The 25,608-nt window shown below is 67.3% G+C and carries 30 protein-coding genes and 1 riboswitch; of the genes, 17 read left to right on the forward strand and 13 right to left on the reverse strand.

Annotation, left to right across the window (positions count from 1 at the left end):
* The 3 genes from DIE12_RS00005 to DIE12_RS00015 form a co-directional block, all read left to right on the forward strand.
* Nucleotides 1-234: electron transfer flavoprotein subunit alpha/FixB family protein (locus DIE12_RS00005; protein ID WP_221623864.1), on the forward strand; the 234-nt coding region annotated here is incomplete at its 5' end.
* Between the two features lie 3 nt (nt 235-237).
* Complete coding sequence (locus DIE12_RS00010) at nt 238-768, forward strand: transferase hexapeptide repeat family protein (RefSeq protein ID WP_124523984.1); 531 nt, start codon at nt 238-240, stop codon at nt 766-768.
* Nucleotides 769-1,022: 254 nt separating this feature from the next.
* Nucleotides 1,023-1,271, forward strand: a complete 249-nt coding sequence (locus DIE12_RS00015) for a hypothetical protein (RefSeq protein ID WP_124485054.1) — start codon at nt 1,023-1,025, stop codon at nt 1,269-1,271.
* Between the two features lie 60 nt (nt 1,272-1,331).
* On the opposite strand, the gene DIE12_RS37890 is transcribed toward DIE12_RS00015, so the two are convergent.
* Nucleotides 1,332-1,502 (reverse strand): hypothetical protein, encoded by a 171-nt coding sequence (locus tag DIE12_RS37890; protein ID WP_185641053.1) that lies wholly within the window; start codon nt 1,500-1,502, stop codon nt 1,332-1,334.
* A gap of 261 nt (nt 1,503-1,763) precedes the next feature.
* On the opposite strand from DIE12_RS37890, the gene DIE12_RS00020 reads away from it, so the two are divergent.
* On the forward strand, nt 1,764-2,816 hold the full coding sequence (locus DIE12_RS00020; RefSeq protein ID WP_124522948.1) for an alpha/beta fold hydrolase: 1,053 nt from the start codon (nt 1,764-1,766) through the stop codon (nt 2,814-2,816).
* A gap of 36 nt (nt 2,817-2,852) precedes the next feature.
* Here the strand turns inward: DIE12_RS00020 and DIE12_RS00025 are convergent, their stop codons facing one another.
* The gene (locus DIE12_RS00025; RefSeq protein WP_124523985.1) at nt 2,853-4,016 is read right to left on the reverse strand and encodes an MFS transporter; all 1,164 of its coding nucleotides are present in this window, start codon (nt 4,014-4,016) and stop codon (nt 2,853-2,855) included.
* Between the two features lie 344 nt (nt 4,017-4,360).
* Between DIE12_RS00025 and DIE12_RS00030 the strand changes: the two genes are divergently transcribed.
* The 3 genes from DIE12_RS00030 to DIE12_RS00040 are packed head-to-tail and all read left to right on the forward strand — an operon-like array spanning nt 4,361 to nt 6,191.
* On the forward strand, nt 4,361-5,005 hold the full coding sequence (locus DIE12_RS00030; protein WP_044844625.1) for a DUF1326 domain-containing protein: 645 nt from the start codon (nt 4,361-4,363) through the stop codon (nt 5,003-5,005).
* The gene (locus DIE12_RS00035; RefSeq protein WP_124522852.1) at nt 5,002-5,793 is read left to right on the forward strand and encodes a DUF2182 domain-containing protein; all 792 of its coding nucleotides are present in this window, start codon (nt 5,002-5,004) and stop codon (nt 5,791-5,793) included. Before DIE12_RS00030 ends, DIE12_RS00035 begins: the two co-directional genes overlap by 4 nt.
* A gap of 44 nt (nt 5,794-5,837) precedes the next feature.
* The gene (locus DIE12_RS00040; RefSeq protein WP_124523987.1) at nt 5,838-6,191 is read left to right on the forward strand and encodes a copper-binding protein; all 354 of its coding nucleotides are present in this window, start codon (nt 5,838-5,840) and stop codon (nt 6,189-6,191) included.
* A 143-nt stretch (nt 6,192-6,334) separates the two neighbouring features.
* On the opposite strand, the gene DIE12_RS00045 is transcribed toward DIE12_RS00040, so the two are convergent.
* The 3 genes from DIE12_RS00045 to DIE12_RS00055 form a co-directional block, all read right to left on the reverse strand.
* Nucleotides 6,335-7,570 carry a DUF6396 domain-containing protein gene (locus DIE12_RS00045; protein ID WP_409364396.1) on the reverse strand — a complete coding sequence of 412 codons (1,236 nt, stop codon included), beginning with the start codon at nt 7,568-7,570 and terminating at the stop codon, nt 6,335-6,337.
* Between the two features lie 258 nt (nt 7,571-7,828).
* A complete protein-coding gene (locus tag DIE12_RS00050; protein WP_124522950.1) occupies nt 7,829-8,239 on the reverse strand; it encodes a VOC family protein in 411 nt (136 codons plus the stop codon).
* A 63-nt stretch (nt 8,240-8,302) separates the two neighbouring features.
* Nucleotides 8,303-8,764: an Lrp/AsnC family transcriptional regulator gene (locus DIE12_RS00055; protein ID WP_124522854.1), complete on the reverse strand. Its 462-nt coding sequence runs from the start codon at nt 8,762-8,764 to the stop codon at nt 8,303-8,305.
* 115 nt (nt 8,765-8,879) lie between these two features.
* Between DIE12_RS00055 and DIE12_RS00060 the strand changes: the two genes are divergently transcribed.
* Nucleotides 8,880-9,527 (forward strand): LysE/ArgO family amino acid transporter, encoded by a 648-nt coding sequence (locus DIE12_RS00060; protein WP_124522856.1) that lies wholly within the window; start codon nt 8,880-8,882, stop codon nt 9,525-9,527.
* A gap of 126 nt (nt 9,528-9,653) precedes the next feature.
* On the opposite strand, the gene DIE12_RS00065 is transcribed toward DIE12_RS00060, so the two are convergent.
* Entirely contained in the window at nt 9,654-11,582 is a 1,929-nt protein-coding gene (locus DIE12_RS00065) for a TonB-dependent receptor domain-containing protein (protein ID WP_124523988.1), read from the reverse strand.
* A 327-nt stretch (nt 11,583-11,909) separates the two neighbouring features.
* Nucleotides 11,910-12,103, reverse strand: a riboswitch (cobalamin riboswitch).
* A 110-nt stretch (nt 12,104-12,213) separates the two neighbouring features.
* A complete protein-coding gene (locus DIE12_RS00070; RefSeq protein ID WP_124523990.1) occupies nt 12,214-13,260 on the reverse strand; it encodes an AraC family transcriptional regulator in 1,047 nt (348 codons plus the stop codon).
* Nucleotides 13,261-13,429: 169 nt separating this feature from the next.
* Between DIE12_RS00070 and DIE12_RS00075 the strand changes: the two genes are divergently transcribed.
* The 5 genes from DIE12_RS00075 to DIE12_RS00095 are packed head-to-tail and all read left to right on the forward strand — an operon-like array spanning nt 13,430 to nt 17,190.
* Complete coding sequence (locus DIE12_RS00075; RefSeq protein ID WP_044844617.1) at nt 13,430-13,774, forward strand: hypothetical protein; 345 nt, start codon at nt 13,430-13,432, stop codon at nt 13,772-13,774.
* Nucleotides 13,764-14,396 carry a Dabb family protein gene (locus DIE12_RS00080; RefSeq protein WP_124523991.1) on the forward strand — a complete coding sequence of 211 codons (633 nt, stop codon included), beginning with the start codon at nt 13,764-13,766 and terminating at the stop codon, nt 14,394-14,396. Before DIE12_RS00075 ends, DIE12_RS00080 begins: the two co-directional genes overlap by 11 nt.
* Before the next feature lie 56 nt (nt 14,397-14,452).
* The gene (locus DIE12_RS00085; protein ID WP_124523993.1) at nt 14,453-15,445 is read left to right on the forward strand and encodes an NADP-dependent oxidoreductase; all 993 of its coding nucleotides are present in this window, start codon (nt 14,453-14,455) and stop codon (nt 15,443-15,445) included.
* A gap of 43 nt (nt 15,446-15,488) precedes the next feature.
* Nucleotides 15,489-16,364 (forward strand): SDR family NAD(P)-dependent oxidoreductase, encoded by an 876-nt coding sequence (locus DIE12_RS00090; RefSeq protein WP_124523995.1) that lies wholly within the window; start codon nt 15,489-15,491, stop codon nt 16,362-16,364.
* Nucleotide 16,365: 1 nt separating this feature from the next.
* Nucleotides 16,366-17,190, forward strand: coding sequence for an SDR family NAD(P)-dependent oxidoreductase (locus DIE12_RS00095; RefSeq protein ID WP_124522869.1), 825 nt, complete (start codon nt 16,366-16,368; stop codon nt 17,188-17,190).
* A gap of 51 nt (nt 17,191-17,241) precedes the next feature.
* Here the strand turns inward: DIE12_RS00095 and DIE12_RS00100 are convergent, their stop codons facing one another.
* The 4 genes from DIE12_RS00100 to DIE12_RS00115 all read right to left on the reverse strand — a co-directional run bounded on the left by DIE12_RS00100 (nt 17,242) and on the right by DIE12_RS00115 (nt 19,819).
* Nucleotides 17,242-17,499 (reverse strand): hypothetical protein, encoded by a 258-nt coding sequence (locus DIE12_RS00100; RefSeq protein WP_124523997.1) that lies wholly within the window; start codon nt 17,497-17,499, stop codon nt 17,242-17,244.
* Between the two features lie 131 nt (nt 17,500-17,630).
* Nucleotides 17,631-18,605 (reverse strand): threo-3-hydroxy-L-aspartate ammonia-lyase, encoded by a 975-nt coding sequence (locus DIE12_RS00105; protein ID WP_044844612.1) that lies wholly within the window; start codon nt 18,603-18,605, stop codon nt 17,631-17,633.
* Between the two features lie 57 nt (nt 18,606-18,662).
* On the reverse strand, nt 18,663-19,301 hold the full coding sequence (locus DIE12_RS00110) for a transcriptional regulator (protein WP_124523999.1): 639 nt from the start codon (nt 19,299-19,301) through the stop codon (nt 18,663-18,665).
* On the reverse strand, nt 19,298-19,819 hold the full coding sequence (locus tag DIE12_RS00115; protein WP_124524001.1) for a YbaK/prolyl-tRNA synthetase associated domain-containing protein: 522 nt from the start codon (nt 19,817-19,819) through the stop codon (nt 19,298-19,300). The genes DIE12_RS00110 and DIE12_RS00115 overlap by 4 nt, the downstream gene beginning before the upstream one ends.
* 412 nt (nt 19,820-20,231) lie before the next feature.
* On the opposite strand from DIE12_RS00115, the gene DIE12_RS00120 reads away from it, so the two are divergent.
* Complete coding sequence (locus DIE12_RS00120; protein ID WP_124524003.1) at nt 20,232-21,818, forward strand: isocitrate lyase; 1,587 nt, start codon at nt 20,232-20,234, stop codon at nt 21,816-21,818.
* A gap of 64 nt (nt 21,819-21,882) precedes the next feature.
* Here the strand turns inward: DIE12_RS00120 and DIE12_RS00125 are convergent, their stop codons facing one another.
* Nucleotides 21,883-22,599 (reverse strand): EthD domain-containing protein, encoded by a 717-nt coding sequence (locus tag DIE12_RS00125; protein ID WP_124522877.1) that lies wholly within the window; start codon nt 22,597-22,599, stop codon nt 21,883-21,885.
* A 51-nt stretch (nt 22,600-22,650) separates the two neighbouring features.
* The gene (locus DIE12_RS00130; protein WP_124524005.1) at nt 22,651-23,172 is read right to left on the reverse strand and encodes a nuclear transport factor 2 family protein; all 522 of its coding nucleotides are present in this window, start codon (nt 23,170-23,172) and stop codon (nt 22,651-22,653) included.
* Between the two features lie 210 nt (nt 23,173-23,382).
* Here DIE12_RS00130 and DIE12_RS00135 point away from each other — a divergent pair, with 210 nt between their 5' ends.
* Genes DIE12_RS00135 through DIE12_RS00145 form a run of 3 tightly spaced genes read left to right on the forward strand, consistent with a single transcriptional unit; the run spans nt 23,383 to nt 25,572 of the window.
* On the forward strand, nt 23,383-23,883 hold the full coding sequence (locus DIE12_RS00135) for a nuclear transport factor 2 family protein (protein ID WP_124484721.1): 501 nt from the start codon (nt 23,383-23,385) through the stop codon (nt 23,881-23,883).
* A gap of 57 nt (nt 23,884-23,940) precedes the next feature.
* The gene (locus DIE12_RS00140; protein WP_124519378.1) at nt 23,941-24,807 is read left to right on the forward strand and encodes an SDR family NAD(P)-dependent oxidoreductase; all 867 of its coding nucleotides are present in this window, start codon (nt 23,941-23,943) and stop codon (nt 24,805-24,807) included.
* Between the two features lie 9 nt (nt 24,808-24,816).
* Nucleotides 24,817-25,572 (forward strand): SDR family NAD(P)-dependent oxidoreductase, encoded by a 756-nt coding sequence (locus DIE12_RS00145; RefSeq protein WP_124519379.1) that lies wholly within the window; start codon nt 24,817-24,819, stop codon nt 25,570-25,572.
* Nucleotides 25,573-25,608: the final 36 nt, after the last annotated feature.

Below are 25,608 nucleotides of genomic sequence, written 5' to 3' on the forward strand. Positions count from 1 at the left end.
GCCGGCTACGTGCCGAACGACTACCAGGTCGGCCAGACCGGCAAGATCGTCGCGCCGCAGTTGTACATCGCCGTCGGTATTTCAGGTGCGATCCAGCATCTGGCCGGCATGAAGGATTCGAAGGTGATCGTCGCGATCAACAAGGATCCGGACGCGCCGATCTTCGGCGTGGCCGACTACGGCCTCGTCGGCGACCTGTTCACGCTCGTGCCCGAAGCGGCCGCGGTGCTCTGAGCGATGCCGCTGTTCGAATTCGACGGCATGCGCCCGCGCGTCGCTTCGTCCGCGTACGTTCATCCGAGCGCGGTCGTGATCGGCGACGTGACGATCGGCGCGGGCTGCTACATCGGCCCGCATGCGAGCCTGCGCGGCGACTTCGGCGCGATCGTCGTCGGCGACGGCAGCAACGTGCAGGACGGCTGCGTACTGCACGTCGGCATCCGCGAGACGTGCCGGCTCGGCGTGAACAGCCACATCGGCCATGGCGCGATCGTGCACGGCGCGACGCTCGAGTCGGACACGATGATCGGGATGAACGCGGTCGTGATGGACGGCGCGACGATCGGCGCGACCACGATCGTCGCGGCCTGCGCGTTCGTGAAGGCCGGTTACGACGTGCCGCGCGGCGTGCTGCTCGCGGGGGTGCCAGGTCGTGTGGTGCGGCGGCTGAGCGACGCGGAGATCGACGCGAAGGCGAACGGCACGCGGATCTATCAGCAGCTGGCGGTGGATTGCTTGAGGGGGCTCCGGCAGATCGACGACGCGTAAGCGATGCGCGTTGTCGTTCGGGCGGCGGAGGCTTGGCCGGCGGCAAGACCATCGTGCATCAGCGTGAATACCGCAAATCCGTGCGCGCCGCGCGCCGCGCCGAAAGCGCGATGTCACACGGTTTATCGGGGTTTGTGCGGATGGCGATTCGACGTCGTGCATGCCGGTCGCGACGCACGCGCCGGATCGATTGCCTGATGCGGCGCCGTTGTCTTAAGATCGGCGTCACACCATCCCACCGCCTCCGGCGCCGAATGAAAACGACCCTACGCCTGCGCGTCGCCATTATCGCTTCGGCCTTCGCCGTCTATCACGTATTCATGCACATTCAGTGGGTCGCCAGCGGTTGCATCGAATTTCGCGGCAGCCGGCATTGCAGCTTCGAGAACAGTGAGAATTTCGAAGGCATGATGGACTTCGACCTGCTGCTGACCTGCGCGTGGGTCGCGGGGGCGATGATGGCGTGGTTCGCGGTCGCGCGGTCGTCGAAGAAACCGGGTTGACGTCGGGACGACACCGCCGAGGGCTTCGGATGCGCCGCGTGCGGCGGCGCGTTTTCGCCGTCAATGCCCGACGGCTGCCATCATTCGCGCCGAATGGCGTTCGCCTGTCGCCGCACCGACCGGTGCGGGCTCGTCCAGCGCTGCCAGTTCGCCGGGCGAGAGATCGATGTCCGATGCGACAACGTGTTCCTCAAGATATGCGATACGCCGGGTACCCGGAATGGACACCATGTTGCGGCTCTACGTCCACGCGATGACGATTTGCGCAGGCGTGACACCCTTCGACGCCGAGATTGCGGCGATTCGGTCGACCCGACCAGCCGACCAGCCGATGGCGGCACGCGCGACCGAGGCGCATACAGACCGATTCAGGCAATGCGTCCTATTGCCGTCTTTCAATCCGCCTTGCAAGCCGTTTCCTATCGACTAACATTTTCCGGTAGCGTCTGTTTTGCGGTTTGTCGGTCAGTCCCACTGAAACGGGAGATAAAAATGCCAGAAGAAATCGACCCGCGCCGGCGTGGCTTTGCGCGCTTGGCAGCCGGTGCGCTTATTGCAGCGCAGTTCGAGATGCTGCAATCCGCTCACGCACAAAATGCGCCGTCGGCAACACCGCCGCTGCCACCGATCAAGCCTGGAAGCCATCCGTCGTTCACGACGATCAAGCAGATCAAGGCCGGGTTGCTCAATGTCGGTTATGCGGAAGCGGGCCCGGCCGATGGCCCGCCGGTCATGCTGCTGCACGGCTGGCCATACGACATCCACAGCTTCGTCGACGTCGCCCCGGCGCTCGGCGCGCAGGGGTATCGGGTGATCGTCCCGTACCTGCGGGGCTACGGCTCGACCACCTTCCTGTCGGACCAGACGATGCGTAACGCGCAGCCGACGGCCGTTGCACTCGACATCATCGCGCTGATGGATGCGCTGGACATCCGGACGGCCCTGTTCGGTGCATTCGACTGGGGCGCGCGAACCGCCGATATCATTGCCGTGCTGTGGCCGGAGCGTTGCAAGGGGCTGGTATCGGTGAGCGGCTATCTGATCGGCAGTCAGAGCGCGGGAAAAATGCCGCTGCCGCCCGCCGGCGAGTTCCAGTGGTGGTATCAGTTCTATTTCGCGACCGACCGCGGCCGCGACGGCTACGAGAAGTACACCGAAGATTTCGTCAAGTTCATCTGGAAGCAGGCGTCGCCGAAATGGAACTTCGACGACGCAACCTTCGCGCGAAGCGCGCCGGCTTTCCGAAACCCGGATCACGTCGCCATTACGATCCACAATTACCGGTGGCGGCAGGGGCTTGCGGTGGGCGAGGCGAAGTACGACGAATACGAGCAGCGGCTTGCATCCGCGCCGCCGATCACGGTTCCGAGCATCACGATGGAAGGCGACGCGAACGGGGCGTTTCACGTGCCGCCGGCCGTCTATCGGGCGAAGTTCACCGGCAAGTACGAGCATCGCACGATCACCGGCGGTATCGGCCACAATCTGCCGCAGGAGGCGCCGCAGGCATTCGCCCAGGCGGTGGTCGACGTCGGGCGGTTCTGACCGGCAGGCTGCGCGGCGGTTCGCCCCGCGACTGCGTTATTGCGTGCGCACCGGCTCCGGCCGGTCGCGCAGGATCGCGAGCGACAGCGCCGCCAGGCCGCAGCTGGCGATGAGCATCAGCAACGCGCCCTTGCCGGCATGCACCATCACCCAGCCGCCGATCGACGGAAACCCGAACGCGCCGATGAAATACGACGCGACGAACCAGGTCAGCACGCCATGTCGTTGCGCGTCCGGGCAATCGTTGACCGCCTGTGCCTGGATCACCGGATACATGAGGCCGTAGCCGGCGCCCAGCAGGACGGCCGCGACGGACTGCAGCGATGCGTGCGCGGCAGCGCCGAACATCGCGAGCGCGCCGAGCAGCATCAACATGAGCAGGCCCTTGGTCGCCGTTTCGGGGCGCGCCATCCTGACCCATCTCCCGAGCAGCCAGCGCGCGCTTACCACCGTCATCGTATAAACGCTGAAGAATGTGCCGGGCCGCGCCTGCGTGCCCTGCATGAGCGACATCTGGAACGTCATCAGGCCGGAGAACACGCAGGTGCCGAGCGCGATCATCGCGATCGGCGCGGCCGCCCGCGTGCGCGAGATCGTGCGCAGCTCGCGCACCCACCGGCCGCCGGCAGCGGGGGCGGACGGACGCGGGCTCAGGCGGCCGAATGCTTCCAGCATCAGCGACGCGAGCGCGCACAGCGCGCCGACCGCGTAAAGCGTGTCGTCGATCGACCAGTGGAGCATGCGCATCGCATAGGCGGCAAACGCCGGGGATGCGCCGATTCCGGTCATCTGGAACGTCGCCGATCGAAAGAACCAGGTGCCGCGCTCCGCACCGCTGGTACGCTCGGCCAGCGACATCGGCGCGGCCAGGTGAAACGCGCCCCAGCCGAAGCCGACCAGGAAGCCGGACGGCAAGTCCGCATAGGCCGCGCGCCCGACGAGCGCGAAGCCGACGATGCCGGCGCCGATGCACAGTGACGACAGCGCGGCGATCCGCGCGGTGCCGATCTGCTGCGAGAACCAGCCGACGAACGACAAGCCGGCGAACGTGCCGACCGTCGCCGCGGCCAGTGCCGCGCCGGTATCGAGATCGCTGCCGCCGATCGCGCGAAAGCGCATCGACAGCAGGAAGGTCGCACCGTAGCCGCCCGCGGTGAGCAGGGTGCCGACGAGAAACAGCAACGCACTTTGAACGCGCATGACGGCTATCCGGGGCGACGGCGACGGTCGGGGTGAATCGGCGATTGCGAGACAGTATGAACCAGGACCGATGCGGGATGCCCGCATTCGTGATGCTGCATGCGTGCCGTCGGCTTTTGTCCGACATGGCTCGAACACGCTCGTCCGAGCGCGCCGTTGCGCATCGAAAGGCCTGCATCGGCGGGGCTGCACGACGAGGTTGAATGCGTCGGGCCGGCACCGTTGCGCGCCGCGCGGCGCCTGGTTTTTTTCGACGCACGAGGCACCCGCGCGCACTTTGATTTCCCCTGTCAGCTGCACTAGATTCGAAACATTACGTGCCAGCGACTGCGCGAGGTGAAGCCATGACGCCGTGGGAGATCCAGGGAACCGAACTGATGAACTGCAATTGCTCATACGGTTGCCCCTGCCAGTTCAATTCGTTGCCGACGCACGGCAACTGCGAGGCGATGGGTGCGATTTCGATCGACAGCGGCCACTACGGCGACGTGGTGCTCGACGGTGTCCGGATCGCGGTCGTGTTCCAGTGGCCCGGGCCGATTCACGAAGGCCACGGCCGGTGCCAGCCGATCGTCGACGAGCGTGCGAGCCCCGCGCAGTGCGAAGCCGTGCTGAAGATCATGACCGGTCAGGACACCGATCCGTTCGCGACGATGTTTTCCGTGTTCGCATCGACGCTCGAGCAGGCCTACGAGCCGATCTTCGCGAAGATCGATTTCGACGTCGATGTCGATGCGCGGCGCGGCCGGATCAGCATCGACGGCGTGCTCGACATCGTCGGCGAGCCGATCCGCAATCCGGTGACGGGCGCCGAACATCGCGTGCGGATCGACCTGCCGCACGGCTTCGAATACGAGCTGGCCGAGATCGGATCCGGCACCGGCCGGTCGCACGGCCACATCCAGCTGGATCTCGAGCGGAGCTACGCGCAGTTCGCACGGCTGCACCTGAACAACCACGGGCTGATCCGGCATCGCGTCGCGGCATGATCCCCGTCGGCGAGCTGCTCGGACGCGAGCGCGTCGTCACGCTGCTCGGCATGACCGCGCTCGTCGGCGCGTGCTGGGCCTACCTGTGGACGGGGGCCGGCACCGGCATGTCGGCGCTGGACATGACGGCGGTCGCGCTGTTCCCGCATCGGCTGGCCGACGGCATGGGCGCCATGGATCCGTCGCTGGCGACCGTGATCCTGATGTGGTGGGTGATGATGATCGCGATGATGACGCCCGGCGCGGCGCCGGTCGTGCTGCTGTACCGGCGCGTGCTGCGGCATCACGATCGGGGCGATGCCGGGTCGGCATTCACGTCGGCGTGCCTGTTGGCCGGCTATCTGGCCGTATGGCTTGCGTTCTCGGTCGGCGCGGCCGTGCTGCAGATGCTGCTGCAGCCTGCCGGCCTGATCTCCGGGATGATGCTGTGGTCGAAGAGCGCCGTGCTGTCCGCGATCGTCCTCGCGCTGGCCGGCGTCTATCAGTTCACGCCGCTGAAACAGGCCTGCCTGCGGCAATGCCGGTCGCCGGTGCGGTTTCTCGCGACATACTGGCGCCCGGGCATCACGGGCAGCTTCCTGCTCGGCGCGCGCCACGGCGCGTATTGCGTGGGCTGCTGCTGGCTGCTGATGGCGCTGCTGTTCGTCGGCGGCGTGATGAACGTCGTGTGGATCGTCGCGTTGTCGCTGTTCGTGCTGGTCGAAAAGGTGCTGCCGGGCGGCGAGCGGGTCGGCCGGGCGCTAGGTGTCGTGCTGATCGGGTGGGCGGTCGCGACGTTGCTGGTGTAGGGGGTGCGTTCCATGCGTTACCCGCTGCAGCCGGGAGTCGGTTGATGAAGATTCGAAATATTGCCGTCGCCGTCCTCTGCGCGATGAACGTCGTCGCGACACCGGCGTATTCAGCCGGCAGCATGTCCGACATGAACATGGACATGGGCGACTCGAAGACGTCGGCGCCGGATGCCGCGCTGACCAACGCCGAAGTGAAACGGATCGATGCCGAGCACGGCATGGTGACGCTGAAGCACGGCGCGCTCCAGAACGTCGGGATGTCGCCGATGACGATGGCATTCAAGGCCGGCGACCCGGCGATGATCGCGTCGCTGCACGTCGGCGACAAGGTCAAGGTTCGGGTCGAGCGCGTGAACGGTGCGCTGACGATCGTGAAGCTCGAGAAGCAGCGGTGAAGTTTGCCGCGCGTGATGGCAGGCGAGACGGGCCAAACCCGAACGCTTCGATCTGCATGCGGCACATCGTGCCCGGGAACGATCACAGGTACGGCGCGTGAGGGGGGCGCGTTCGGCGAGCATTCCGGGGAGCGGTAGTCCTGTCAATCATGGCGTTGCGGGGGCAGGGCATAGGCTTCGCCAAGGTAGTGCCACTGCACCTGCTCAGCGGCCAGCCAGTCGAATGACGGTGCGCCGAAGCGTTCCCCGATTTGATAGCGCTCCGCAATGTTACGGCGGGCGGGGATCAGCTCGGCTTTGGAGGCAGAGGGTGGGCCATACAGCGCGAGCCAATAGCCATCGCGTGGTACTGGATTGTCGCCCGTGACAACCATCGTGCTATGTTCTCGTGCCGCCACGGCATACCCGTCCGGGATGAATTCCCGGCCTTGCTGCGCCACACTCTTCTGCGGCTTGGGGGGCGGTGTCACGGCCTTTGCGCCGTCGATCAGCGTCTGTGCTTTACCATCCCATTTCGGCAACGGGGCGGGTGGCAGCGGGAGTACCTTGTCAAGATTCGGCAGTTTCAGGCGACCCTGATAGAACTCGAGCGCATCCCCGAGCTTGCTGTAACGTTCCGCACGCGCTTTGTCGATACGCCCGACCAGGTTGGTTCCATCGGTAAGGTCTAGGCCTCGGAACTCCGGTGCGAGGCTATGTGCGCATTTGGCACTTCCGAGCTTTACACCCTCGTGCAAAATTTTTAGGGCGTGTGCCTTACCTTCGGCGGTGTTATCTCTCGCGTAGACAAGCCCTAATTCATCTGCCGCATCTCCATATCCCTGTGCGAAGGCACATTCCAGCATCTGTGTCGCAACCGGCAAATTTGCCCAGAATTCGCCGCCTGGATCGTCATATGCAGCATCTGTCTTTGTTCCAATGAACGTTTGTGCGGACGGGCTGCCCATATCAGCCGCGCGCTGGAAGAAGGCATAGGCACTGGTGGCATCGCCACCTTTAATCAGCCCGTTCTGATGGTAGACCCCCATCATGTCGTAGGCGTCAGGCACACCCAGTTTCATCGCTTTTTCCACCCAGCGGATAGCGGCTTCAGGATCATGGGTTGGTACGCCCTGACGATCGCTCAATATCAGTGAGGCGATATTGAGCATGGCCTTCCAGTGATTGCGCTCGGCAGCCTGCGAGTAGAGTTGGTAAATCTTCGGGTAATCACGCTTACCGTAGTCAATGTTCGGGTCATCAAGCGCCAGCGCCTGCTGAAACCACAATTCAGCCTGGGGGTCGACAGGCGGTACGTGTTGGGCCTGATACACGCACGCGAAGGATTTGCGATGAGGGCTGAATAACGGCAGTTTCTCGTAACGGGGCAGGTCGGACATGGAGGCACTCAGCTGGCTGGTCTGGGCTGAAAAAGGGCTGGCTTGCGAATTGACGGCCAGCAAGCAGAGGCTGGCGAATAGAAATCGCAGAACGAGGGTGATCAGTTTCGCGTTGGATCGATTCATCTCAAGTAAGGGCCGATGTGTCTGACGTCGATGGAATAGTCGCGAAAGCGCCAGTTTCCGCCGCGAGGTACGCGGAAACCGCATGCGTGACGATGTTCAGTAAAGCCGCAGCGTCGATCGATGTGCTGAGCACTAATACCGTTTGTCACCGGAATCTCCGCCGGCTTCCGCAAAATTCAACTCGACGCCATTCCCGGCCGGATCGGTGAAAAAGATCTGCAGCTGGCTCGTGACCGGCACGTACCGGCGCGCGTACCGGACCTGAGCGTCGACAAGACGCCGCTCCATGTCCGCGGCATTCGCGCACGAAAACGCCACATGGTCGAACGTATTGACGACGTGCGCCGGCCGCGCCTCGCCGGGTCGAGCTTCCGACAGGTGGAGGATCGCCTGCGCCCCCGCGTAGAGCCAGTAGCCGCTGCTCTGGAACGGCGGTCGATATCCGGGTTCGAGGCCTACGACGTTCACGTAAAAGTCGCGCAGCGTATCGAGCGTGGCCCGATCCGCGCGGAGGTTGTAATGATCGAATCCGATGACTGGCATGGCAGGTTGTCCGGTTCGCGCAAGCGGCGCATGGCACAGCATCGCGCAGCGCGGGGCATCCTGTCACCCCCGAACGCCTTTGACTGCCGCGGCCGGACGCGCGAGCCCGCGCGCCGGCAGCGGCGTCGACATCACGATCGACGTGCGCGTTTCGCCGTACAGATTGATGCGCTCGATCAGCTGTTCGAGATGCGCCATGCTGACGGCGACGAACCGCATCACGTAGGAATCCGCGCCGGTCACGTGATGGCACTCGACCACTTCGGGAATGGTCTCCAGCAGCTTCAGGAATTTCGCCTTCGCCGGCTGCGGCACCGTGATGCCGATCAGCGCGCTCACCGGGTAGCCGGCCGCGGCCGGATTGACCCGCGCCGTATAGCCGTCGATTACGCCGCCCGATTCGAGGCGCTTCACGCGTTCCGTGACCGCCGGCACCGACAGGTGAACCTGGCGTGCCAGCTCCGTGTAGCTGATGCGGCCGTTGGCCTGCAGCAGCGCGAGTATTTTCCAGTCGAGTTCGTCCATCGCGGCGGAGTTTTTAAGGTGAAGCGGCTATTTTTCCTTAAAAACCGCCTTCAGCGGCGACCGGAGTTTCCCTACGATGACGGTTCAACGCATTGCATGTCGCGAGGAGCCGGCCATGCTGTTCATCAAGTCCGTCGTAATGGGATTGTCGATCGCGGTGCCGGTCGGCCCGATCGGCATGCTGTGCATCCAGCGCAGCCTGAGCCGCGGCTTTCACGCGGGGTTCGCGACGGGCGTCGGCGCCGCGTGCGCCGATGCGATCTACGGGCTGCTCGGCGCGCTGGGCGTCGCCGGCATCGTCACCGCGTTCCCGATGCTGACCGTCGCGCTGAAAATCGGCGGCGGCGCGTTCCTCGTATGGCTGGCGTGGTCGATCGCGCGGCAGGCGCCGGCTGCGTCGACCGCATCGGCGGCGGTGCGAGACGTGCCGCGCACGACCGTGCTGCGCGATTTCCTGACGACCTTCGGCCTCACGCTGTCGAACCCGATGACGATCCTGTCGTTCGTCGGGATCTTCGCGGCGCTCGGCCCGCTGGCGGGCACGCATGAAGGCGCGATGGGGGCGGCCGTCGCGCTGATGGTCGCCGGCGTGTTCCTGGGTTCCGCGACGTGGTGGCTGTGCCTCAGCAGCGCGACCGCCGCGTTGCGCACGAAGATGTCGCTGACGTTCATGCACCGGCTGTCGCGCATGTCGGCCGTCGTGATCGCCGCGTTCGGCGCGATCCAGTTGATCGCGGGCGTGCGGGGCGTCGCAGGGGCCTGACGCGTAGCGCGGTGCGAGCGAACGCGATCGCGCGATCGCTCGCTCGCGGCCGACGACATCCGGCACCCGTACACCCGTCGGCATCGCCACCCGCGCACCTGGGTGCCGATGCACCGACCACCCCGCTCAGAACGTATAGCTGACCTTGCCGAACGCCGTGCGGCCGAGCGTGTTGTAGCCGTACGCGGTCATGTACTGACGGTCGAACAGGTTCGACAGCGTGGCGGACACCGTCAGGTGCGCGTTGATCCTGTACGACGCGCGCAGGTTCACGCTCAGGTACGACGGCAGGTACGTCGTGTTGGCCGGATCGTCGAACGTCGTGCCGCCGTAGCTCAGCGACGCGCCCGTGCTCAGCGCGTGCAGATGGAATTCGTCCCACGTGTGGTCGACGTTCACGCTGACGGTCTGGCGCGGCCGGCGGTTGAGCCAGCTGTCGTTGGTCTCGTCCTGCGGATTCAGGATCCCGATCGCGACGCTGACCGGCGTATAGCGGCCGATCGTGCCCTTGTACGACAGGTCGATGCCGCGGATATGCGCACGGCCGATGTTGATCGGCGAGAACGTCGCGGGGTTGTACGCGATCAGGTTGCTGACGCGCGTGTCGTAGATCGCGGCGCTGAACGTGCCGTACGCGGTGTTCGCGTCGAACGCGGCCTCGACCGAATCGCTGCGTTCCGGGTTCAGGTCGGGATTGCCGTAGCCCGGGTAGTACAGGTCGTTGAACGACGGCAGGCGGAACGCATTGCCGTACGACACGCGCGCCGTATAGACCGGCGTAATGGCCCACGACAGCGCGGCGTTGCCGGTGTTCACGGCCTTCCCGGCAATGATCTCGTGGCGGCCCGCGACGAACATCGTCACGCTGCCGAGCGTCGCCGACTGATGCAGCGAGAACGCGGAATCGTTGCGCGTCGGCACGCCGTCCGGCACGTCGACCGGCAGGAACGCCTGTTCGCGCGTGAAGTCGTACGCCACCTTCGTCTCGCCCGACAGCGGCAGGCCGAACAGATGGAAGCCGTGCGCCTGATGGGTCAGCGACGTCGACGAGCTGATGCGCTGCGAGTTGATCTGGTCGGTCGGGATGGCCGGGTCGCTCGCGTACAGGAACTGGCGATCGTTCGCATAACCGAACGACTGGTCGAACTGCGTGTCGGGCGTGACGTCTAGATGGAACGCGAGGCCGGTCGTCAGCTGATGATCGAGCTCGCGGTTCGCAAAGCCGGCGTTGTCATAGGACAGGTCGGAGCGGTGGTACAGCGCGAACGTCGAGATCGACCAGTTGTCGCGCGCATAGCCGAGGCGCGCATCGAGGTCCTGCGCGTGATACGGATTGCGGCCGTCTTCGTGGTAGGGCAACACGGGCCGCGTTGCGTCGATGCCCGCCGTGTTGTAGTCGTGCAGGCCGAGTGTGTAGGTGAGGCCGCCCAGCGCGGCGAGCGGCCCCGTCGACGGCACGGTGCCCGACGTGCGCAACTGCGTGTCGAAGGTCTTGTTCGAGCCGCCGCCGAACGACACGGTGGTCTGGTTCGGCTGGCCGGCGGCGCGGCGCGTGAACAACTGCACGACGCCGCCCATCGCGTTCGCGCCGAACGACGCGGCGGCCGGCCCCGAGATCACCTCGACGCGCTCGAACGCTTCGGTCGGCAGGTCGGCCCACGGCGCGATGCCGGTGGTCGGCGAGCCGATCCGGATGCCGTCGATGAACACCGCGACCTGGCTGGCCGACGAGCCGCGGATGCTGACCGACGCCGACGAACCCGGGCCGCCGTTCTGCGAGACGGTCACGCCCGGCAGCGTCGCGAGCGCCTGCGTGATGCTCGGGTCGCTCGGCGACAGCCGGTCGAGATCGGCGCGCGTGAGCACCTGCGTCGTCGCATAGCGCTGGTCGAACGACTCGGGCAGATGCCGCGTGTCGGTCACGCTGATCGTCGGCAGGTCGGCGCCTTCGGCGGGTTGGGGCGGCTGCGCGGGAGGCATGTCGCCGGCGGCGTGGGCGATCGGGGAGAGCAGCGCCGTGGCGGCGGACGTGGCGAGAAGGTGGCGAAGATTCATGAGGCAGCGAGCGTGATCGTGTTGCGGGTACGGCGAGCGTAAGCGGGTGGCGGCGAGTACCGCCTGGTTATCGTTGGTCTATCGCGGGACCGGGCAGCGTGGGCGGCATTCACGCGCGTCGTCACGACACGTGCCGCACGACACGGCACGGCACACGCGTGCGGACACGCGGCGCAGACTGGCCGCGCAACGGCACGACGCTTCCGGCGTGGAAGCGGAGGCGGAAAGATCGGACATCCGAAGGGTCCTGAGGTCGGGCCGTCCATGCAACGGGGCGACCGCCAAAGGCGGTGCTGGCGCATCGGGACACCCCGCCCGGTGCGGCTGCTTGGACCTCGGGTCGATGGCAGGTCTCCTGGCTCGCGGGTCGCGATTCGCACCGGCCTTCCCGGTTTCCCAGTGGCATGGGGTGGTGCGGATTCGCCGCTCACAGTTGCGGGGGCAGCCGCAGATTCGAGGCACGGCCTCTCCTGCGTTCCCTTTTGATCCCGTTCCCGGGAACCATCAGCGCGCAAGCGTAATGGCGAGCGCGCCGGCGCGTCAATTATCGAAGTGCGCAGGGATGCGAAAAAACGTCAGTGTTCGCCGGATTCTTTCGAAATCATTTCAATTCGAGCCTTCGCACCGCGTTTCATGTCTGACGAAACGCATCGCCGGCGGCGCTGCAATCGCGCCGGAACCGGCTCGGCGCGATGCCCGTCCATCGCACGAACGCCCGCCGAAACGCTTCTTCGCCACCGAACCCGAGATGCGCGGCGATCCGCGCGACCGGCCAGTCCGACTCGCGCAGGCAGCGCCGCGCGACGTCGGCGAGGCACTGTTCGCGCAATGCGTGATAGCCGCTGCCTTCGGCCGCCAGCCGCCGCCGCAACGTCGCTTCGCTGACGCCGAGCCATGTCGCCAGCGCCGCGAGCGCGGGCAGCGCCTGTTCGCGCGCGAGCGCCGCATCGAGAAAGCCGCGCACCTGCTGAGCCCATGACACGACGGCCGGCGCGGCATCGATCAGCCGAAACGGAAAATCGACGAGAAACGCGGCCAGCTCGCCCGGCTGGCGGATCACGCGCGCATCGAGCCGCACCGCGTCGAACGCGAAGCCGTAGGTCTTGCGGCCGACGTCGACCGGCGCGTTGAACAGCCCGAGCAGCGGCATCGCGTCTTCGCGGCGCGGATGGCCGAGCCAGACTTCGTCCGGCCGCAGCGGCTGCCCGATCAGCCAGCCGAACAGTTGCAGATAGCAGAACAGCCCCGTTAGGTCGACGAGGCACGCGGCGGGGCTGCGCGTGCGGCGCAGCGAATCCATCCGGAACGTCGCGCGTCCGTCGCGCACCGCGAGCGACAGCGCGCCGGCGCGCGGCGTCAGCATCTCGCAGAACTCGGCGGCGCAGCGGATCGCGTCGGCGAGCGTCGCGCAACTGAGCAGGCACCGGCACATCAGGTCGACTTCCTGCTTGCGCATCGGCGGATGGCCGTCGCCGCGCGCGACCTGCGCCTCGAGCCGCTCGATCGCGTCGCGGTACAGCGCGACGAAGCCGCCGGGTGTCGTCGTTGCAGCAGCAGCAACGGCCGTCGGCGCAGGCCGTTGCGCCGACGGCACGCCGCTGCGCGCCAGTTCATCGAGCAGACGGGCACCGAAGCCCGGCAGCACGCGGCCGCGTGCCGGCAATGCACGCTGTTTCATATGTCTCCCGGTTTGAGCGTCCTGACAGGGGCCGGTGAGCGCGCCGGTAGGGGTTCGCCGGCCGCCGCCACGCAAGAATGCTACTCACGCCGGCCGCTTCCGGCCTCGCCGGAACGGCGTAGGCGGCCGGCATCGCATCCCGCCACGAACCACCCGAGACGACCCGCGAATGATCCAGATCGTAGACGAAATCACCCTCGCGCCCGAGCGCATTCCCGACGTGCTGGCGCTGCTGCGCGACCGCTATTTGCCGGGCCACGCGGCACGCGGACTGACGGCGGCCGGCCGCTGGGTGTCGCCGCCCGTCGCGGTGCCGGGGCAGCCGAGCACGCTGTGGCTGACGTGGCAGGTCGCCGATGCGCCGTCGTACTACCGGATGCGCGCGTTGACCGACGGCGACGTGGTTGCGTTCTGGATGGCCGTCGACGCACTGTGCGACGCCCGCCGCCGCCATGTGATGACGGATGCCGATGCGCCGCTGCCGGCCCTGACGGAGGTCGACCATGCGGCATGACACGGCTCAGATATTCGTTTCGGCGACCGGCGATGCCGGCGCATTCGAGCACGCGTTGCGCGATGCCGCGCAGGCGTTGCCCGGCGCGACCCGCGTCGCGCTCACGCGCAATCTCGACGGCTGCTGGGGCGCGGGCGACTACACGCTCGACGTGCTGCGCGACGAACGGGCGACCGGCCACGCGACGGATTTCGCCGCGCTGGCCGGCCTGCCGGGCGTCGTGCGGATCGACGGCGCGGCGTGTCATGCGATCGGCGGCGGCCTGCGCGAACCGGCGCTGCGCGACGGCGTATGGCGCACGCTGATGCTGCGCGTGCGGCCCACGGCCGGCGAAGCGCAGGTGCGCGATCTCGAGCGCGAACTGCTGCGCATGCCGGCATTCATGCCCGGCATCCGCAACTGGCGGCTGAGCCGGATCGCGACGCCGGGCATGTGGACCCACGTCTGGCAACAGGAATTCGCGCACGTCGGCGATCTGCTCGGCGAATACCTGCTGCATCCGTATCACTGGGGCTGGGTCGACCGTCGCTTCGACGCCGAAAGCCCCGACTGGACGGTCGAGGCGATCTCGCACGCGTTCTGTCCGCTCGCGTCGAGCCTGCTGGCCGACACGGCGGCGTGACGCGCGACGCGCACGCGACCCGCCGCAATGCAAACGACAACACCGGAGACACCACCATGCGAGCCTTGCTGATCGACCGCGTCGGCCATTCCGACGCGCTGCGACTGGCCGACGTTCCCGCCCCGAAACCGGGCCCCGGCGACGTGCTGATCCGCGTCGCGTACGCGGGCGTCAATCCCGCCGACTGGAAATGCCGCGAAGGCTATCTCGGCGCGTTCATGCAAATGACGTTTCCATTCGTGATCGGGTTCGACGCGGCCGGTGTGGTGGAGGCGGTCGGCGACGGCGTCGAAGGTGTCGCGCCCGGGATGCGCGTGTTCGCGCAGACCGACGTCGGCGCGGGGCGCTGGGGCGCGTATGCGGAATACGTCGCGGTGCGGCACGACTCGGTCGTGCGCCTGCCCGACGCGGTCGGCTTCGCGGAAGCGGCCGCCACGCCGACGCCCGCGCTGGCCGCATGGGCCGGCCTGTTCGACGACGGCGGGCTCCGAGCCGGGCAGACCGTGCTCGTGCACGGCGGCGCGGGCGCGGTCGGCACCTTCGCGATCCAGCTTGCCGCCCAGGCCGGCGCACGCGTCGTGGCGACGTGCTCGGCGCGCAACCGCCCGAGCGTCGAAGCGCTCGGCGCGGCGGCGAGCATCGACTATCGCGCGCAGGACATCGCGACGGCCGTGCGGGCGTGGGCGCCCGGCGGCGTCGATCTCGTGCTCGATGCGGTCGGCGGCGACACGCTGCCCGCCGCACTCGACCTGCTGGCGCCGGGCGGCACGCTCGTGACCATCATGACGCTCGCGCCCGGCGATGCGCAGCGGCTGGCCGCGACGGGCGCGGAGGCCGCGCGGCGCGGGCTGCGCACCGCGATGACCTACAGCCGGATGCCGAGCGGCGCCACGCTTTCATCGATCGCCGAGCGGCTCGGCATGCGCACGCTGCGCGTGCCGCGCTTCGACAGTTTTCCGCTCGAACAGGCGGCGCGCGCGCTCGGCCTCGTTCAAACGGGCGACGCGAAAACCAAGTGCGTGCTGCACGTTGCGGATATCGCGGGCTGACGCATAACGACCCCGACACACCATCATCTACACCGGAGACATCATGACCGACCACCGAACCGCGACGCTCGCGGGCAAATGCGCGCTCGTGACCGGCGCGAGCCGCGGCATCGGCCGCGCGATCGCGCAGCGCCTCGCAGCCGAAGGCGCGACCGTCGTCGTGACGGCGCGCAGCCTCACGCACTCGGCGACGACCGCCGGCACGCTCGCCGAAACGGTCGCGCTGATCGGGCAGGCCGGCGGCCGCGCGATCGCACTCGCGGCCGACCTGTCGAAGCCGGCCGAGCGCGATGCGCTCGTCGCGCGCGCGGCCGAGGCGGCCGGCGGCCTCGACATCCTCGTGAACAACGCGGGCGTGGCCGACTACGCGTGCATCGACGCGATGCCGATGACGATGTTCGACGCGACGATCGAACACTACCTGCGCATTCCGTTCGCACTGAGCCAGGCCGCGATTCCGCTGATGCGCGCGCGCGGCGCCGGCTGGATCGTGAACGTCGGCTCGGTCACCGCGCTCGCACCGCTGCGGCCGTTCGACGACTTCGCGCGCGCGGGCGGCGCGACCGTCTATGCGGCGGTCAAGGCCGCGCTGTCGCGTTTCACGCAGGGGCTCGCAGCCGAACTCGAAGCCGACGGCATCGCGGTGAACCTGGTCGCGCCGAGCACCGCGATCCGCACGCCGGGCGCGGCCCGCTATATCCCCGAAGGCTATCCGACCGAGGACGTCGCGTATCTGGCGGAAACCGCGCTCGCGCTGTGCAGCCTGCCGGCGCGCGAGCGCACGGGCCTCGTCACGCACAGCCTGCATTTTCCGATGTCGCAGGGGCTCGCGGTGCGCTCGCTCGACGGCCGCACGCCGTTGCCGCCGCCCGAGATTCCGGCGTACGCGCATCCCCATATCGACCCGGCAGGACTGTGACATGACGAACCCGATTCGCTTCGACGGCGGCACCGCCGTGATCACCGGCGCGGCCAGCGGCATCGGCAGCGGGCTCGCGCGCCACGCGGCCGCGCTCGGGATGCGCGTGGTGCTGGCCGACCTCGACCCGGCGAAGCTCGACGCGTTCGCCGCGACGCTCGACACCGACGTGCTGTGCGTGCCGACCGACGTGAGCCGCCCGGAAGCCGTCGACGCGCTGGCCGACGCCGCCTGGCGGCGCTTCGGCGGCGTCGACCTGCTGTTCAACAACGCGGGCGTGATGGCGACCGGCTTCAGCTGGGAAATCACACCGGAGCGCTTCGAGCGCAGCGTCGCGATCAACGTGCACGGCGTGATGAACGGGATCCGCAGCTTCGTGCCGCGCATGCTCGAGCGCAACGTGCCGGCGCGCGTCGTCAATACCGCGTCGGTCGGCGGGTTCCTGCCGAGCCCGCTGATGTCGCCTTACTCGGCGACGAAATTCGCGGTGGTCGCGCTGACCGAATCGCTGTACGGCGAACTGAAGATGCTCGGCGCGCCGGTCGGCGTGTCGCTGCTCGCGCCGGGCCCGGTGCAGACGGGCATCTTCAACGACCCGTTCGGCGCCGCGCACGACCGGCCCGAAGTACAGGGCTTCGTCGATACGATGCGCGCGATGCTGAACGCGCACGGGCTCACGCCCGACGTGTTCGCGGCGCGCGCGTTCGACGGCATTCGCGACGGGCGCTACTGGCTGATTCCGCAGCCGGAGACGCTCGACGGCGCGCTGCAGCGGCGCACCGCGGACATCCTCGCCGCGCGCGATCCGTCGCTGCCGTCGTTGTGATGGCGTGACGCCGGCCGACCGACGCGGCCGGCTCACGCAGCGTGACCCGCGTTACATATGCATGCCGCCGTGCGTGCGGCCGCTCGGGTCGCCGCCGCGATCGGGCGGCGTATTGTTCTGATCGATCTTCGCGAGCACGAAGCCGGCATGCGGCAGCGCGGCGGGCGAACGGTGGGCTGCCTGCGCGACCGAGGCGTGCGGTGCGTGCAGCAGCGTGGCGGGAAAACCGGATGACGTCACGCCCGGTTGAGCGAACGCCGAAAGGGATGCTGCCGCGAGGGCGGCGGCGACGATCGCGTGCGTGTTCATGGTGACTCCTTCTTCACGACTGACTGCGGGACAACGCATTCAGTCTAGGGCGCGAAACTTAACGCGGCGTGAAGGAGCGGCGGCGCGCGGATGACAGGATGTTCATGCGGTCATCCGCGTGCCGCGACGCATTACGCGGAGGCGGACACCAGCGCGCAGAAGTTCTCGAGATCGACGTTGCCGCCGCTGATCACGATGCCGACGCGCTTGCCTTGCAGTTCGTCCTTCATTCGGCGCGCGGCCGCGAACGACAGGCAGCCGGTCGGCTCGACGACAATCTTCATACGGGTCGCGAAGAAGCGCATGCAGTCGACCAGCTCCGCGTCGGTCGCGGTCAGGATGTCGTCGACGTCGCGCCGCAGGATCGGGAACGTCAGGTTGCCGAGGTGCTGCGTCTGCGCGCCGTCGGCGATCGTGCGCGGCGTGTCGATATGGACGATCGACCCGGACCGGAACGATTGCTGGCCGTCGTTGCCGGCTTCCGGCTCGACGCCGTACAGCTTCGCGTGCGGCGACAGCGCGCGCGTCGCGAGCGCCGTGCCCGACAGCAGGCCGCCGCCGCCGAGCGGCGTGAAGACCGCGTCGAGCGGCCCGACTTCGTCGAACAGTTCCTTCGCCGCCGTGCCCTGGCCCGCGATCACGTCCGCGTGGTCGTAGGGTGGCACCAGCGTGAGCCCGTGTTTTTCCGCGAGTTCGCGGCCGATCTGCTCGCGGTCCTCGGTATAGCGGTCGTAGGTCACGACGTTGCCGCCGTAGCCGCGCGTCGCGGCCATCTTCGCGGCCGGCGCGTCCTGCGGCATCACGATCGTCGCGGGGATGCCGAGGATGCGCGCCGACAGCGCGATCGCCTGCGCATGGTTGCCGGACGAGAACGCGACGACGCCGTGGCGCCGCTGCGTCGCGTCGAAGCGCGACAACGCGTTGAACGCGCCGCGGAACTTGAACGCACCCATGCGCTGCAGGTTCTCGCACTTGAAGAACACCTGCGCGCCGAGCGCTTCGTCGATCGTGCGCGAGGTCATCACGGGCGTGCGGTGCGCGTGGCCATCGAGCCGTGCCGCGGCGGCCGCGACATCGTCGTAGGTGGGGAGGGTCGGAGTGTTCATGAGTCGCTCGTCGGAAGAGTCAGTCAACAGGTAAGCGGGGCGCGCCGCGGGCACGCGTCATTTCGCATCGTTGTATACAGTGGCGCGCGACACGCCGAGGTGCTGCGCGACGATTTCCATCGCGCGGCGCACCTCGAGGAAGCCGTCCGCTTTCAGCGTTTGCATCAGCTCGCGGCGCTGGTCGGTCTTCAGCTCGCGCGGCGTGGTCGCGAGGCGCGTCGCGAACGCATCGATGCGCTGCCGGATCGCGTCCGCGCCGGCCGGGTCGAGCGTTTCGGCGACCGGCGCGCCTTCGGTGCTGCAGAACTGGTTCAGCATCCCCTGGAAGCCGCGGAACAGCGTGACGTCCGCGTTCAGGCACAGCGCGGCCACATAGCGGCCGCCCGAGTCCTTGATGCCGATCGACGTGCTTTTCGCGGTGCGGCCGTCGGCGAAGCGGTTCGCGTAGTTCGCGAGCACCTGCGGGAAGTCGTCGTCCGCGATGCGGGCGAGCCCGAGTTCGGTCGCCGGATCGCCGATCGCGCGGCCCGACAGGTTGTTGTGGATCGCGAGGATCGCGTGCTCCGGCGTGCGCAGGTCGTGCACGACGACTTCGGTGAACGGCGCGAACATCGCGCCGAGCCCTTCGGCGATGCGCAGCACCTGCTCGATCAGCGATGCCTGTTCCGACTGCGGCCTGGGGCGGGGCGTGGTCATGCGCTGGCCTCGAGCGCGGGCGCGCCGGTCGTTTCCGGCCGCGTGATGTCGGCCAGCAGCGGGCGGGCGATCCGCACGTAGTCGGACGCGTCGAGCACGACCGAGCGGTCGAGGCGGCCCGCGTTGAACGCGATTTCGTCGTTGAGCTCGATCAGGGCAGGGTCGACGACAAGCGCCACGTTCGCGTCGAACACGAACGGCGGCACGGCGCCCATCACGCAGCGCGTGACCGCGGCGGCGAGTTCGGGCGGCGCGAGCGTCGCCTTGCGGCGGCCGACCGCGTCGGCGACCTTGCGGAAGTCGATCTTCAGGTGGCCGGGGATCACCGCGAGCGCGGTGGCGTCGCCGCCGTCCTTGAACGTGCAGAGCATCGCCTTCGCGCCCTGTTCGGGACGCGTGCCGCGAAGCGCGGCGATCGCGTCGGATTTGCCTTCGGCCGGGTGATCGAGCACGCGGAACCGCGCGCCCGAGGTGTTCAGCAGTTCGCACAGCGCGTCGAAGACGGGGTAGTCGCTCATGGGGTTCCAGGCAGGAGGGCGCGCATCGCGGTACGCGGGAACGGCGCCTGTCGGTTCGCCGTCGATGGATTGTCCAAGTATAGACGTTTTGTCATGTCGGTGGCAAAAGCGCGAAACATGAATCGCCGAGCCTGTCCTCCCACCAACTGCCGAAAGGCCGTTTCATATCGCGGAATGTGCGCCGAATTCCGGCCGCGTCAGCTTCCCGCCGCTTGAAAACCTGTTTTGCATCGCAAAACGCGTTGCTTATCTCATTGAAAAACAAGCAGAATTTATATCTTATGTCTTATATAAGAGTTGCTCGACAGTGCGTCGCGCGGCGTTACCATTGAGTCCATGCAGTTCGCTTCGTCACACGGAGCGGGCACGCTGAACCCTTTACTCAAATGCGCTTCGTTCCCAGGAGATTGACATGTCCCAATATCAAGACGACATCAAGGCAGTGGCTGGCTTGAAGGAAAACCGCGGCAGCGCGTGGAACGCCATCAGCCCCGAGTATGCGGCCCGCATGCGTGCCCAGAACAAGTTCAAGACGGGGCTCGACATCGCGAAGTACACCGCGAAGATCATGCGCGCCGACATGGCCGCGTACGACGCCGACCCGGCCAAGTACACGCAGTCGCTGGGTTGCTGGCACGGCTTCATCGGCCAGCAGAAGATGATCTCCATCAAGAAGCACTTCAACAGCACCGAACGCCGTTACCTGTACCTGTCGGGCTGGATGGTCGCCGCGCTGCGCTCGGAGTTCGGCCCGCTGCCGGACCAGTCGATGCACGAAAAGACCTCGGTCAGCGCGCTGATCCGCGAGCTGTACACGTTCCTGCGCCAGGCCGATGCACGTGAACTCGGCGGCCTGTTCCGCGAGCTCGATGCTGCGAAGGACGCCGCAGCCAAGGCCGCGATCCAGGAAAAGATCGACAACCACGTGACGCACGTCGTGCCGATCATCGCCGACATCGACGCCGGTTTCGGCAACGCGGAAGCGACCTACCTGCTGGCCAAGCAGTTCATCGAAGCGGGCGCGTGCTGCATCCAGATCGAGAACCAGGTGTCCGACGAGAAGCAGTGCGGCCACCAGGACGGCAAGGTCACGGTGCCGCACGAGGACTTCCTCGCGAAGATCCGCGCGATCCGCTACGCGTTCCTGGAACTGGGCGTGGACGACGGCATCATCGTCGCCCGTACCGACTCGCTCGGCGCCGGCCTGACCAAGCAGATCGCCGTGACCAACACGCCGGGCGACCTGGGCGACCAGTACAACGCGTTCCTCGACTGCGAGGAATTGTCGGCCGACCAGCTGGGCAACGGTGACGTCGTCATCAAGCGCGACGGCAAGCTGCTGCGTCCGAAGCGCCTGCCGAGCAACCTGTTCCAGTTCCGCGCCGGCACGGGCGAAGCACGCTGCGTGCTCGACTGCATCACGTCGCTGCAGAACGGCGCCGACCTGCTGTGGATCGAAACCGAAAAGCCGCACATCGCGCAGATCGGCGGCATGGTCAGCGAAATCCGCAAGGTCATCCCGAACGCGAAGCTGGTGTACAACAACAGCCCGTCGTTCAACTGGACGCTGAACTTCCGTCAGCAGGCATATGACGCGCTGAAGGCCGCGGGCAAGGACGTGTCGGCCTACGACCGCGCGCAGCTGATGAGCGTCGAGTACGACGAGACCGAACTGGCCAAGCTCGCCGACGAGAAGATCCGCACGTTCCAGGCCGATGCATCGCGTGAAGCCGGCATCTTCCATCACCTGATCACGCTGCCGACGTACCACACGGCCGCGCTGTCGACCGACAACCTCGCGAAGGAATACTTCGGCGACCAGGGCATGCTCGGCTACGTGGCCGGCGTGCAGCGCAAGGAAATCCGCCAGGGCATCGCGTGCGTCAAGCACCAGAACATGTCCGGCTCGGATATCGGCGACGACCACAAGGAATACTTCAGCGGCGAAGCAGCGCTGAAGGCGGCGGGCAAGGACAACACGATGAACCAGTTCTCGTAATCGTCATACCCGCGGCACGACGCCAACCCGTTCATGACGGGTTGGCGTTTTTTTTATCCGCGTTTTATCCGCGCACCGCCTTCACGACGTACTGGCTCGTCGGCACCACGTCGATCTTGTCGAAGTCGATGAAGCGTCCGCAGCTGTCCATCATCTCCGCGACGTTGCGCTGGAATTTCTCCTCGTCGCCGACCGCATCGAAGAACGCGTACGGATCGGTCATCGCCGCGGCCGGGAAGCACTCCTCGACGATCGCGTCGTAGCCGGGCGCCGCATGCGTGAGCGCGCGCACGACCACGTTCTGCACGTACAGGAAGTTATCCTGAGTATCGATCGCGACGCGCGTGTGATGGCCGTTCCACACATCGAGCCACGCTTCGTGCGTGAGGCGCGGCGGGCGCTTCAGGAACGCGAGCTGCGAGAAGCCGCTGGTGCGCTCGCCGGGCCGCGCCGGAAAGCGCGTGTTCGGAATCGGCTGCGATTCGGTGACCAGATACGCGGCCATGTGCGGGACGGCCGCGCGCACCGCGTCGTCGAACGGTTGGCGGAACATCGGGTTCGCACTGTCGATCCATACCGCTACGATGCCGTCGATGCCCGGGTGCGTGTTGGTCTGCTTGAGGCCGGCGGCCGGCGCGACGTCGGCGTCGGCGACGTTCACCTGCACGCCGTGCGCGCCGAGCGACAGCAGCTTGTCGGCGAGCTGCGCGCGCACGCTGCGGCTCCACGGCTCGGGCGCGGCCTGCGCGTCGCGCCACAACACGTAAATGACTTTCTCCATTACTCCGGCTCCAGGGGGGAATGACGGGATCGGCGGCGCTGCCGCCGGGTTTCAGGAAGCGTTGACGGCCGAATCGGCCGGGCGCGTTGCGTCGTGCGCGTGCGGCGCAAAGCGGTTCGCGGTCAGCGTGAACGACGGCGGAATCGGCGACGTGACGGTTTCGAACAGGCGCTCGTGACGCGTCGCGTGAATGCGCCACACACCGTCGTGCTTCACGTACTGGTCGTCGTAGAACGCGGTGCCGTGCACCAGGTAGTCATCCTCGAGATTGATCGCGTGATCCTCGAGAAACCACACGCCGCACGCGTGACCGGCGGACACCAGCGTGAGCTCGGGATGATGGCCGTGATGCATCGTCAGGAAGGTCGGCTTGCCGATCAGCGCACGCAGGCTCGACACGAATGCGTCGCGGCCGTCGTACGCATAGCGGCCGCCTTGCAGGCGCACCTCGCAATCCTCGGTCACGCATTGTTCGAGCAACGCCCAGTCGTGCGTGTCGATCGCGCGGAAATACCGGTACTTCAGCTGGCGGATCTGCTCGTACTCGTAGAGCGTGCGGGTCGTCTCGTCCATCGCCGTGTCTCGTGGTGGTGTCGTCCGATCTTAGGAACGAAGCCACTCATGTCACATCGTCTGTTCGGACGAACGCCGCGACGGCCGCGTGCATCTCCGCCGCCACGGACCATCGAGGTTCATCCAAACAGGTGATGGCCGGCCATTCGTGCGGCTGTAACGTGGCGTCGACGCGGCTTCGATCCGCGCACACGAGACCAAGGAGACGGCATGACCCCGATCGAACGAATGGAAGTGCGCGTGCGCAGGCTCGAGGACGCCGACGCGATTCGCCAGCTGAAGGCCCGCTACTTCACGTGCTGCGACCGGAAGGATCCGCAAGGGATGCGCGATTGTTTCGCGCCCGGCACCGTGCACATCGACTATGGCCGGATCGGCACGTTCGAGCATCGCGACGCGCTCGTCGACGTGTTCGAGCGGCTCGGCTGCCACCCGCACATCGTCGAGATGCACCACGGCGTGAATCCGCACATCACCGTGCTCGACGACACGCATGCGCGCGGCACGTGGGGCCTGCATTACCAGATGCTCGACACCGATGCGCGCACGCTCACGCAGCTCGGCGCGACCTACGACGATGAATACCGGAAGGTCGACGGCGAATGGAAGATCGCGGCCACGCGCTGCGTCGTCACGTCGACGCTGTCGGCCCGCTACGACGGCGATGCGCCTGGCGTGCTGTTCGCCGGCGCGCAGCCGCCTGCCGCATAACGAAACGACGCGCGCTCCCCGCGCCGGTCGAGAACATTCCCCCAGGAGACATCGAACATGACACAGAACCACGAGGCGCCGGTCGCCGTCGTGACGGGCGCGTCGCGCGGCGCAGGCAAGGGCATCGCGCGCGCGCTCGGCGCGGCCGGCATGACCGTCTACGTGACGGGCCGTTCGCAGCACGAAGGCGATGCGCCGCTGCCCGGCACGATCCACGAGACCGCGCGCGAGATCGACGCGCTCGGCGGCCGCGGGATCGCGGTCGCGTGCGACCACGCTGACGACGCGCAGGTGAAGGCGCTGTTCGAGCGTGTCGAACGGGAAAGCGGGCGGCTCGACATCCTCGTCAACAACGCGACGTACCTGCACGACCAGCTGATCCTGCCGGGCCCGTTCTGGGAGAAGTCGCTGGAGCTCGTGAACATCCTCGACGTCGGGCTGCGTTCGGCCTATGTCGCGAGCTGGCATGCCGCGCCGCTGATGGCGAAGCGCCGCAGCGGGCTGATCGCGTTCACGTCGTCGTTCGGCGCGAGCTGCTACATGCACGGCGCCGCGTACGGCGCGCAGAAATCCGGTGTCGACAAGTTCGCGAAGGACATGGCGGTCGACCTGAAGCCGTTCGACGTCGCGGCCGTGTCGATCTGGATGGGGCCGCTGCGCACCGAGCGCACGACGCGCGTGTGGGACGAGCATCCGGACCTCTACAAGGAATTCTCGCTCGTCGCCGAAAGCCCCGAATTCACCGGCCGCGTGATTCACGCGATCCATGCCGATCCGCAGCGCATGGCGCTGTCCGGGCAGGTGCTGGTCGGCGCGGAAGCCGCGCTGCAGTACGGCATTTCTGATCTCGACGGCAAACAGCCGCCGTCGTATCGCGAACTGCTCGGCGGCCCCGTGCAGGCGCATCCGGCAATCGTCGCTTAAGGAGCGCGCATGGGCATGCTCAAGGGCAAGGTCGCGCTCGTGACGGGCGCGGGGCAGGGCGTCGGGCAAGGTGTCGCGCACGCGCTCGCAGCCGAAGGCGCGCAGGTGGCCGTGGTCGGCCGCACACGCGACAAGCTGGCCGCGACGTGCGATGCGATTCGCGCACGCGGCGGGGTCGCGGAGCCGTTCGTGTGCGACGTGATGGACGCCGCGCAGATCGTGCAGTGCGTCGATGCCGTGGTCGAGCGTTTTCGCGGCGTGCAGATCCTGATCAACAACGCGCAGGTCGTACCGCTCGGCCGCCTGCTCGACGTGACCGACGCGGATTTTCTCGCGGGCCTCGAATCGGGGCCGATCGCCACGCTGCGGATGATGCGCGCGTGTCATCCGCATCTGAAGGGCGATGGCGTGATCGTCAATTTCGCATCGTCGGCCGCGGTGCGCTGGGACACGTCGGGTTACGGCGCCTATGCGGCAACCAAGGAAGCGATTCGTGCGCTCACGCGTGCGGCGGCATGCGAATGGGGCGCCGACGGCATCCGCGTGAACGCGGTCGCGCCGCATGCGCTGTCGCCGGGGCTGAAGGGCTGGGTCGACGCGAACCCGGACGAGGCCGCCGCGTTCTTCCGCACGATCCCGCTCGGCCGCGTCGGCGACTGCGAGCAGGACATCGGGCGCGCGATCGTGTTTCTCGCGAGCCGTGACGCGGCCTACCTGACGGGCGCGACGCTGCCGCTCGACGGCGGGCAGGCGTACTGGGGCTGACGGCTGGCGCGGGATCGCCGCGTCGTCGTCAGCTCG

This window comes from Burkholderia sp. Bp9015, from assembly GCF_003853505.1.
Taxonomy (GTDB): domain Bacteria; phylum Pseudomonadota; class Gammaproteobacteria; order Burkholderiales; family Burkholderiaceae; genus Burkholderia.

Excerpts from the sequence above, each read along its gene's own strand:
- DIE12_RS00010 (WP_124523984.1), top strand. The coding sequence starts at position 238 with ATGCCGCTGTTCGAATTCGACGGCATGCGCCCGCGCGTCGCTTCGTCC.
- DIE12_RS00015 (WP_124485054.1), top strand. The coding sequence starts at position 1,023 with ATGAAAACGACCCTACGCCTGCGCGTCGCCATTATCGCTTCGGCCTTC.
- DIE12_RS37890 (WP_185641053.1), bottom strand. The coding sequence starts at position 1,502 with ATGGTGTCCATTCCGGGTACCCGGCGTATCGCATATCTTGAGGAACAC.
- DIE12_RS00020 (WP_124522948.1), top strand. The coding sequence starts at position 1,764 with ATGCCAGAAGAAATCGACCCGCGCCGGCGTGGCTTTGCGCGCTTGGCA.
- DIE12_RS00025 (WP_124523985.1), bottom strand. The coding sequence starts at position 4,016 with ATGCGCGTTCAAAGTGCGTTGCTGTTTCTCGTCGGCACCCTGCTCACC.
- DIE12_RS00030 (WP_044844625.1), top strand. The coding sequence starts at position 4,361 with ATGACGCCGTGGGAGATCCAGGGAACCGAACTGATGAACTGCAATTGC.
- DIE12_RS00035 (WP_124522852.1), top strand. The coding sequence starts at position 5,002 with ATGATCCCCGTCGGCGAGCTGCTCGGACGCGAGCGCGTCGTCACGCTG.
- DIE12_RS00040 (WP_124523987.1), top strand. The coding sequence starts at position 5,838 with ATGAAGATTCGAAATATTGCCGTCGCCGTCCTCTGCGCGATGAACGTC.
- DIE12_RS00045 (WP_409364396.1), bottom strand. The coding sequence starts at position 7,570 with ATGTCCGACCTGCCCCGTTACGAGAAACTGCCGTTATTCAGCCCTCAT.
- DIE12_RS00050 (WP_124522950.1), bottom strand. The coding sequence starts at position 8,239 with ATGCCAGTCATCGGATTCGATCATTACAACCTCCGCGCGGATCGGGCC.
- DIE12_RS00055 (WP_124522854.1), bottom strand. The coding sequence starts at position 8,764 with ATGGACGAACTCGACTGGAAAATACTCGCGCTGCTGCAGGCCAACGGC.
- DIE12_RS00060 (WP_124522856.1), top strand. The coding sequence starts at position 8,880 with ATGCTGTTCATCAAGTCCGTCGTAATGGGATTGTCGATCGCGGTGCCG.
- DIE12_RS00065 (WP_124523988.1), bottom strand. The coding sequence starts at position 11,582 with ATGAATCTTCGCCACCTTCTCGCCACGTCCGCCGCCACGGCGCTGCTC.
- DIE12_RS00070 (WP_124523990.1), bottom strand. The coding sequence starts at position 13,260 with ATGAAACAGCGTGCATTGCCGGCACGCGGCCGCGTGCTGCCGGGCTTC.
- DIE12_RS00075 (WP_044844617.1), top strand. The coding sequence starts at position 13,430 with ATGATCCAGATCGTAGACGAAATCACCCTCGCGCCCGAGCGCATTCCC.
- DIE12_RS00080 (WP_124523991.1), top strand. The coding sequence starts at position 13,764 with ATGCGGCATGACACGGCTCAGATATTCGTTTCGGCGACCGGCGATGCC.
- DIE12_RS00085 (WP_124523993.1), top strand. The coding sequence starts at position 14,453 with ATGCGAGCCTTGCTGATCGACCGCGTCGGCCATTCCGACGCGCTGCGA.
- DIE12_RS00090 (WP_124523995.1), top strand. The coding sequence starts at position 15,489 with ATGACCGACCACCGAACCGCGACGCTCGCGGGCAAATGCGCGCTCGTG.
- DIE12_RS00095 (WP_124522869.1), top strand. The coding sequence starts at position 16,366 with ATGACGAACCCGATTCGCTTCGACGGCGGCACCGCCGTGATCACCGGC.
- DIE12_RS00100 (WP_124523997.1), bottom strand. The coding sequence starts at position 17,499 with ATGAACACGCACGCGATCGTCGCCGCCGCCCTCGCGGCAGCATCCCTT.
- DIE12_RS00105 (WP_044844612.1), bottom strand. The coding sequence starts at position 18,605 with ATGAACACTCCGACCCTCCCCACCTACGACGATGTCGCGGCCGCCGCG.
- DIE12_RS00110 (WP_124523999.1), bottom strand. The coding sequence starts at position 19,301 with ATGACCACGCCCCGCCCCAGGCCGCAGTCGGAACAGGCATCGCTGATC.
- DIE12_RS00115 (WP_124524001.1), bottom strand. The coding sequence starts at position 19,819 with ATGAGCGACTACCCCGTCTTCGACGCGCTGTGCGAACTGCTGAACACC.
- DIE12_RS00120 (WP_124524003.1), top strand. The coding sequence starts at position 20,232 with ATGTCCCAATATCAAGACGACATCAAGGCAGTGGCTGGCTTGAAGGAA.
- DIE12_RS00125 (WP_124522877.1), bottom strand. The coding sequence starts at position 22,599 with ATGGAGAAAGTCATTTACGTGTTGTGGCGCGACGCGCAGGCCGCGCCC.
- DIE12_RS00130 (WP_124524005.1), bottom strand. The coding sequence starts at position 23,172 with ATGGACGAGACGACCCGCACGCTCTACGAGTACGAGCAGATCCGCCAG.
- DIE12_RS00135 (WP_124484721.1), top strand. The coding sequence starts at position 23,383 with ATGACCCCGATCGAACGAATGGAAGTGCGCGTGCGCAGGCTCGAGGAC.
- DIE12_RS00140 (WP_124519378.1), top strand. The coding sequence starts at position 23,941 with ATGACACAGAACCACGAGGCGCCGGTCGCCGTCGTGACGGGCGCGTCG.
- DIE12_RS00145 (WP_124519379.1), top strand. The coding sequence starts at position 24,817 with ATGGGCATGCTCAAGGGCAAGGTCGCGCTCGTGACGGGCGCGGGGCAG.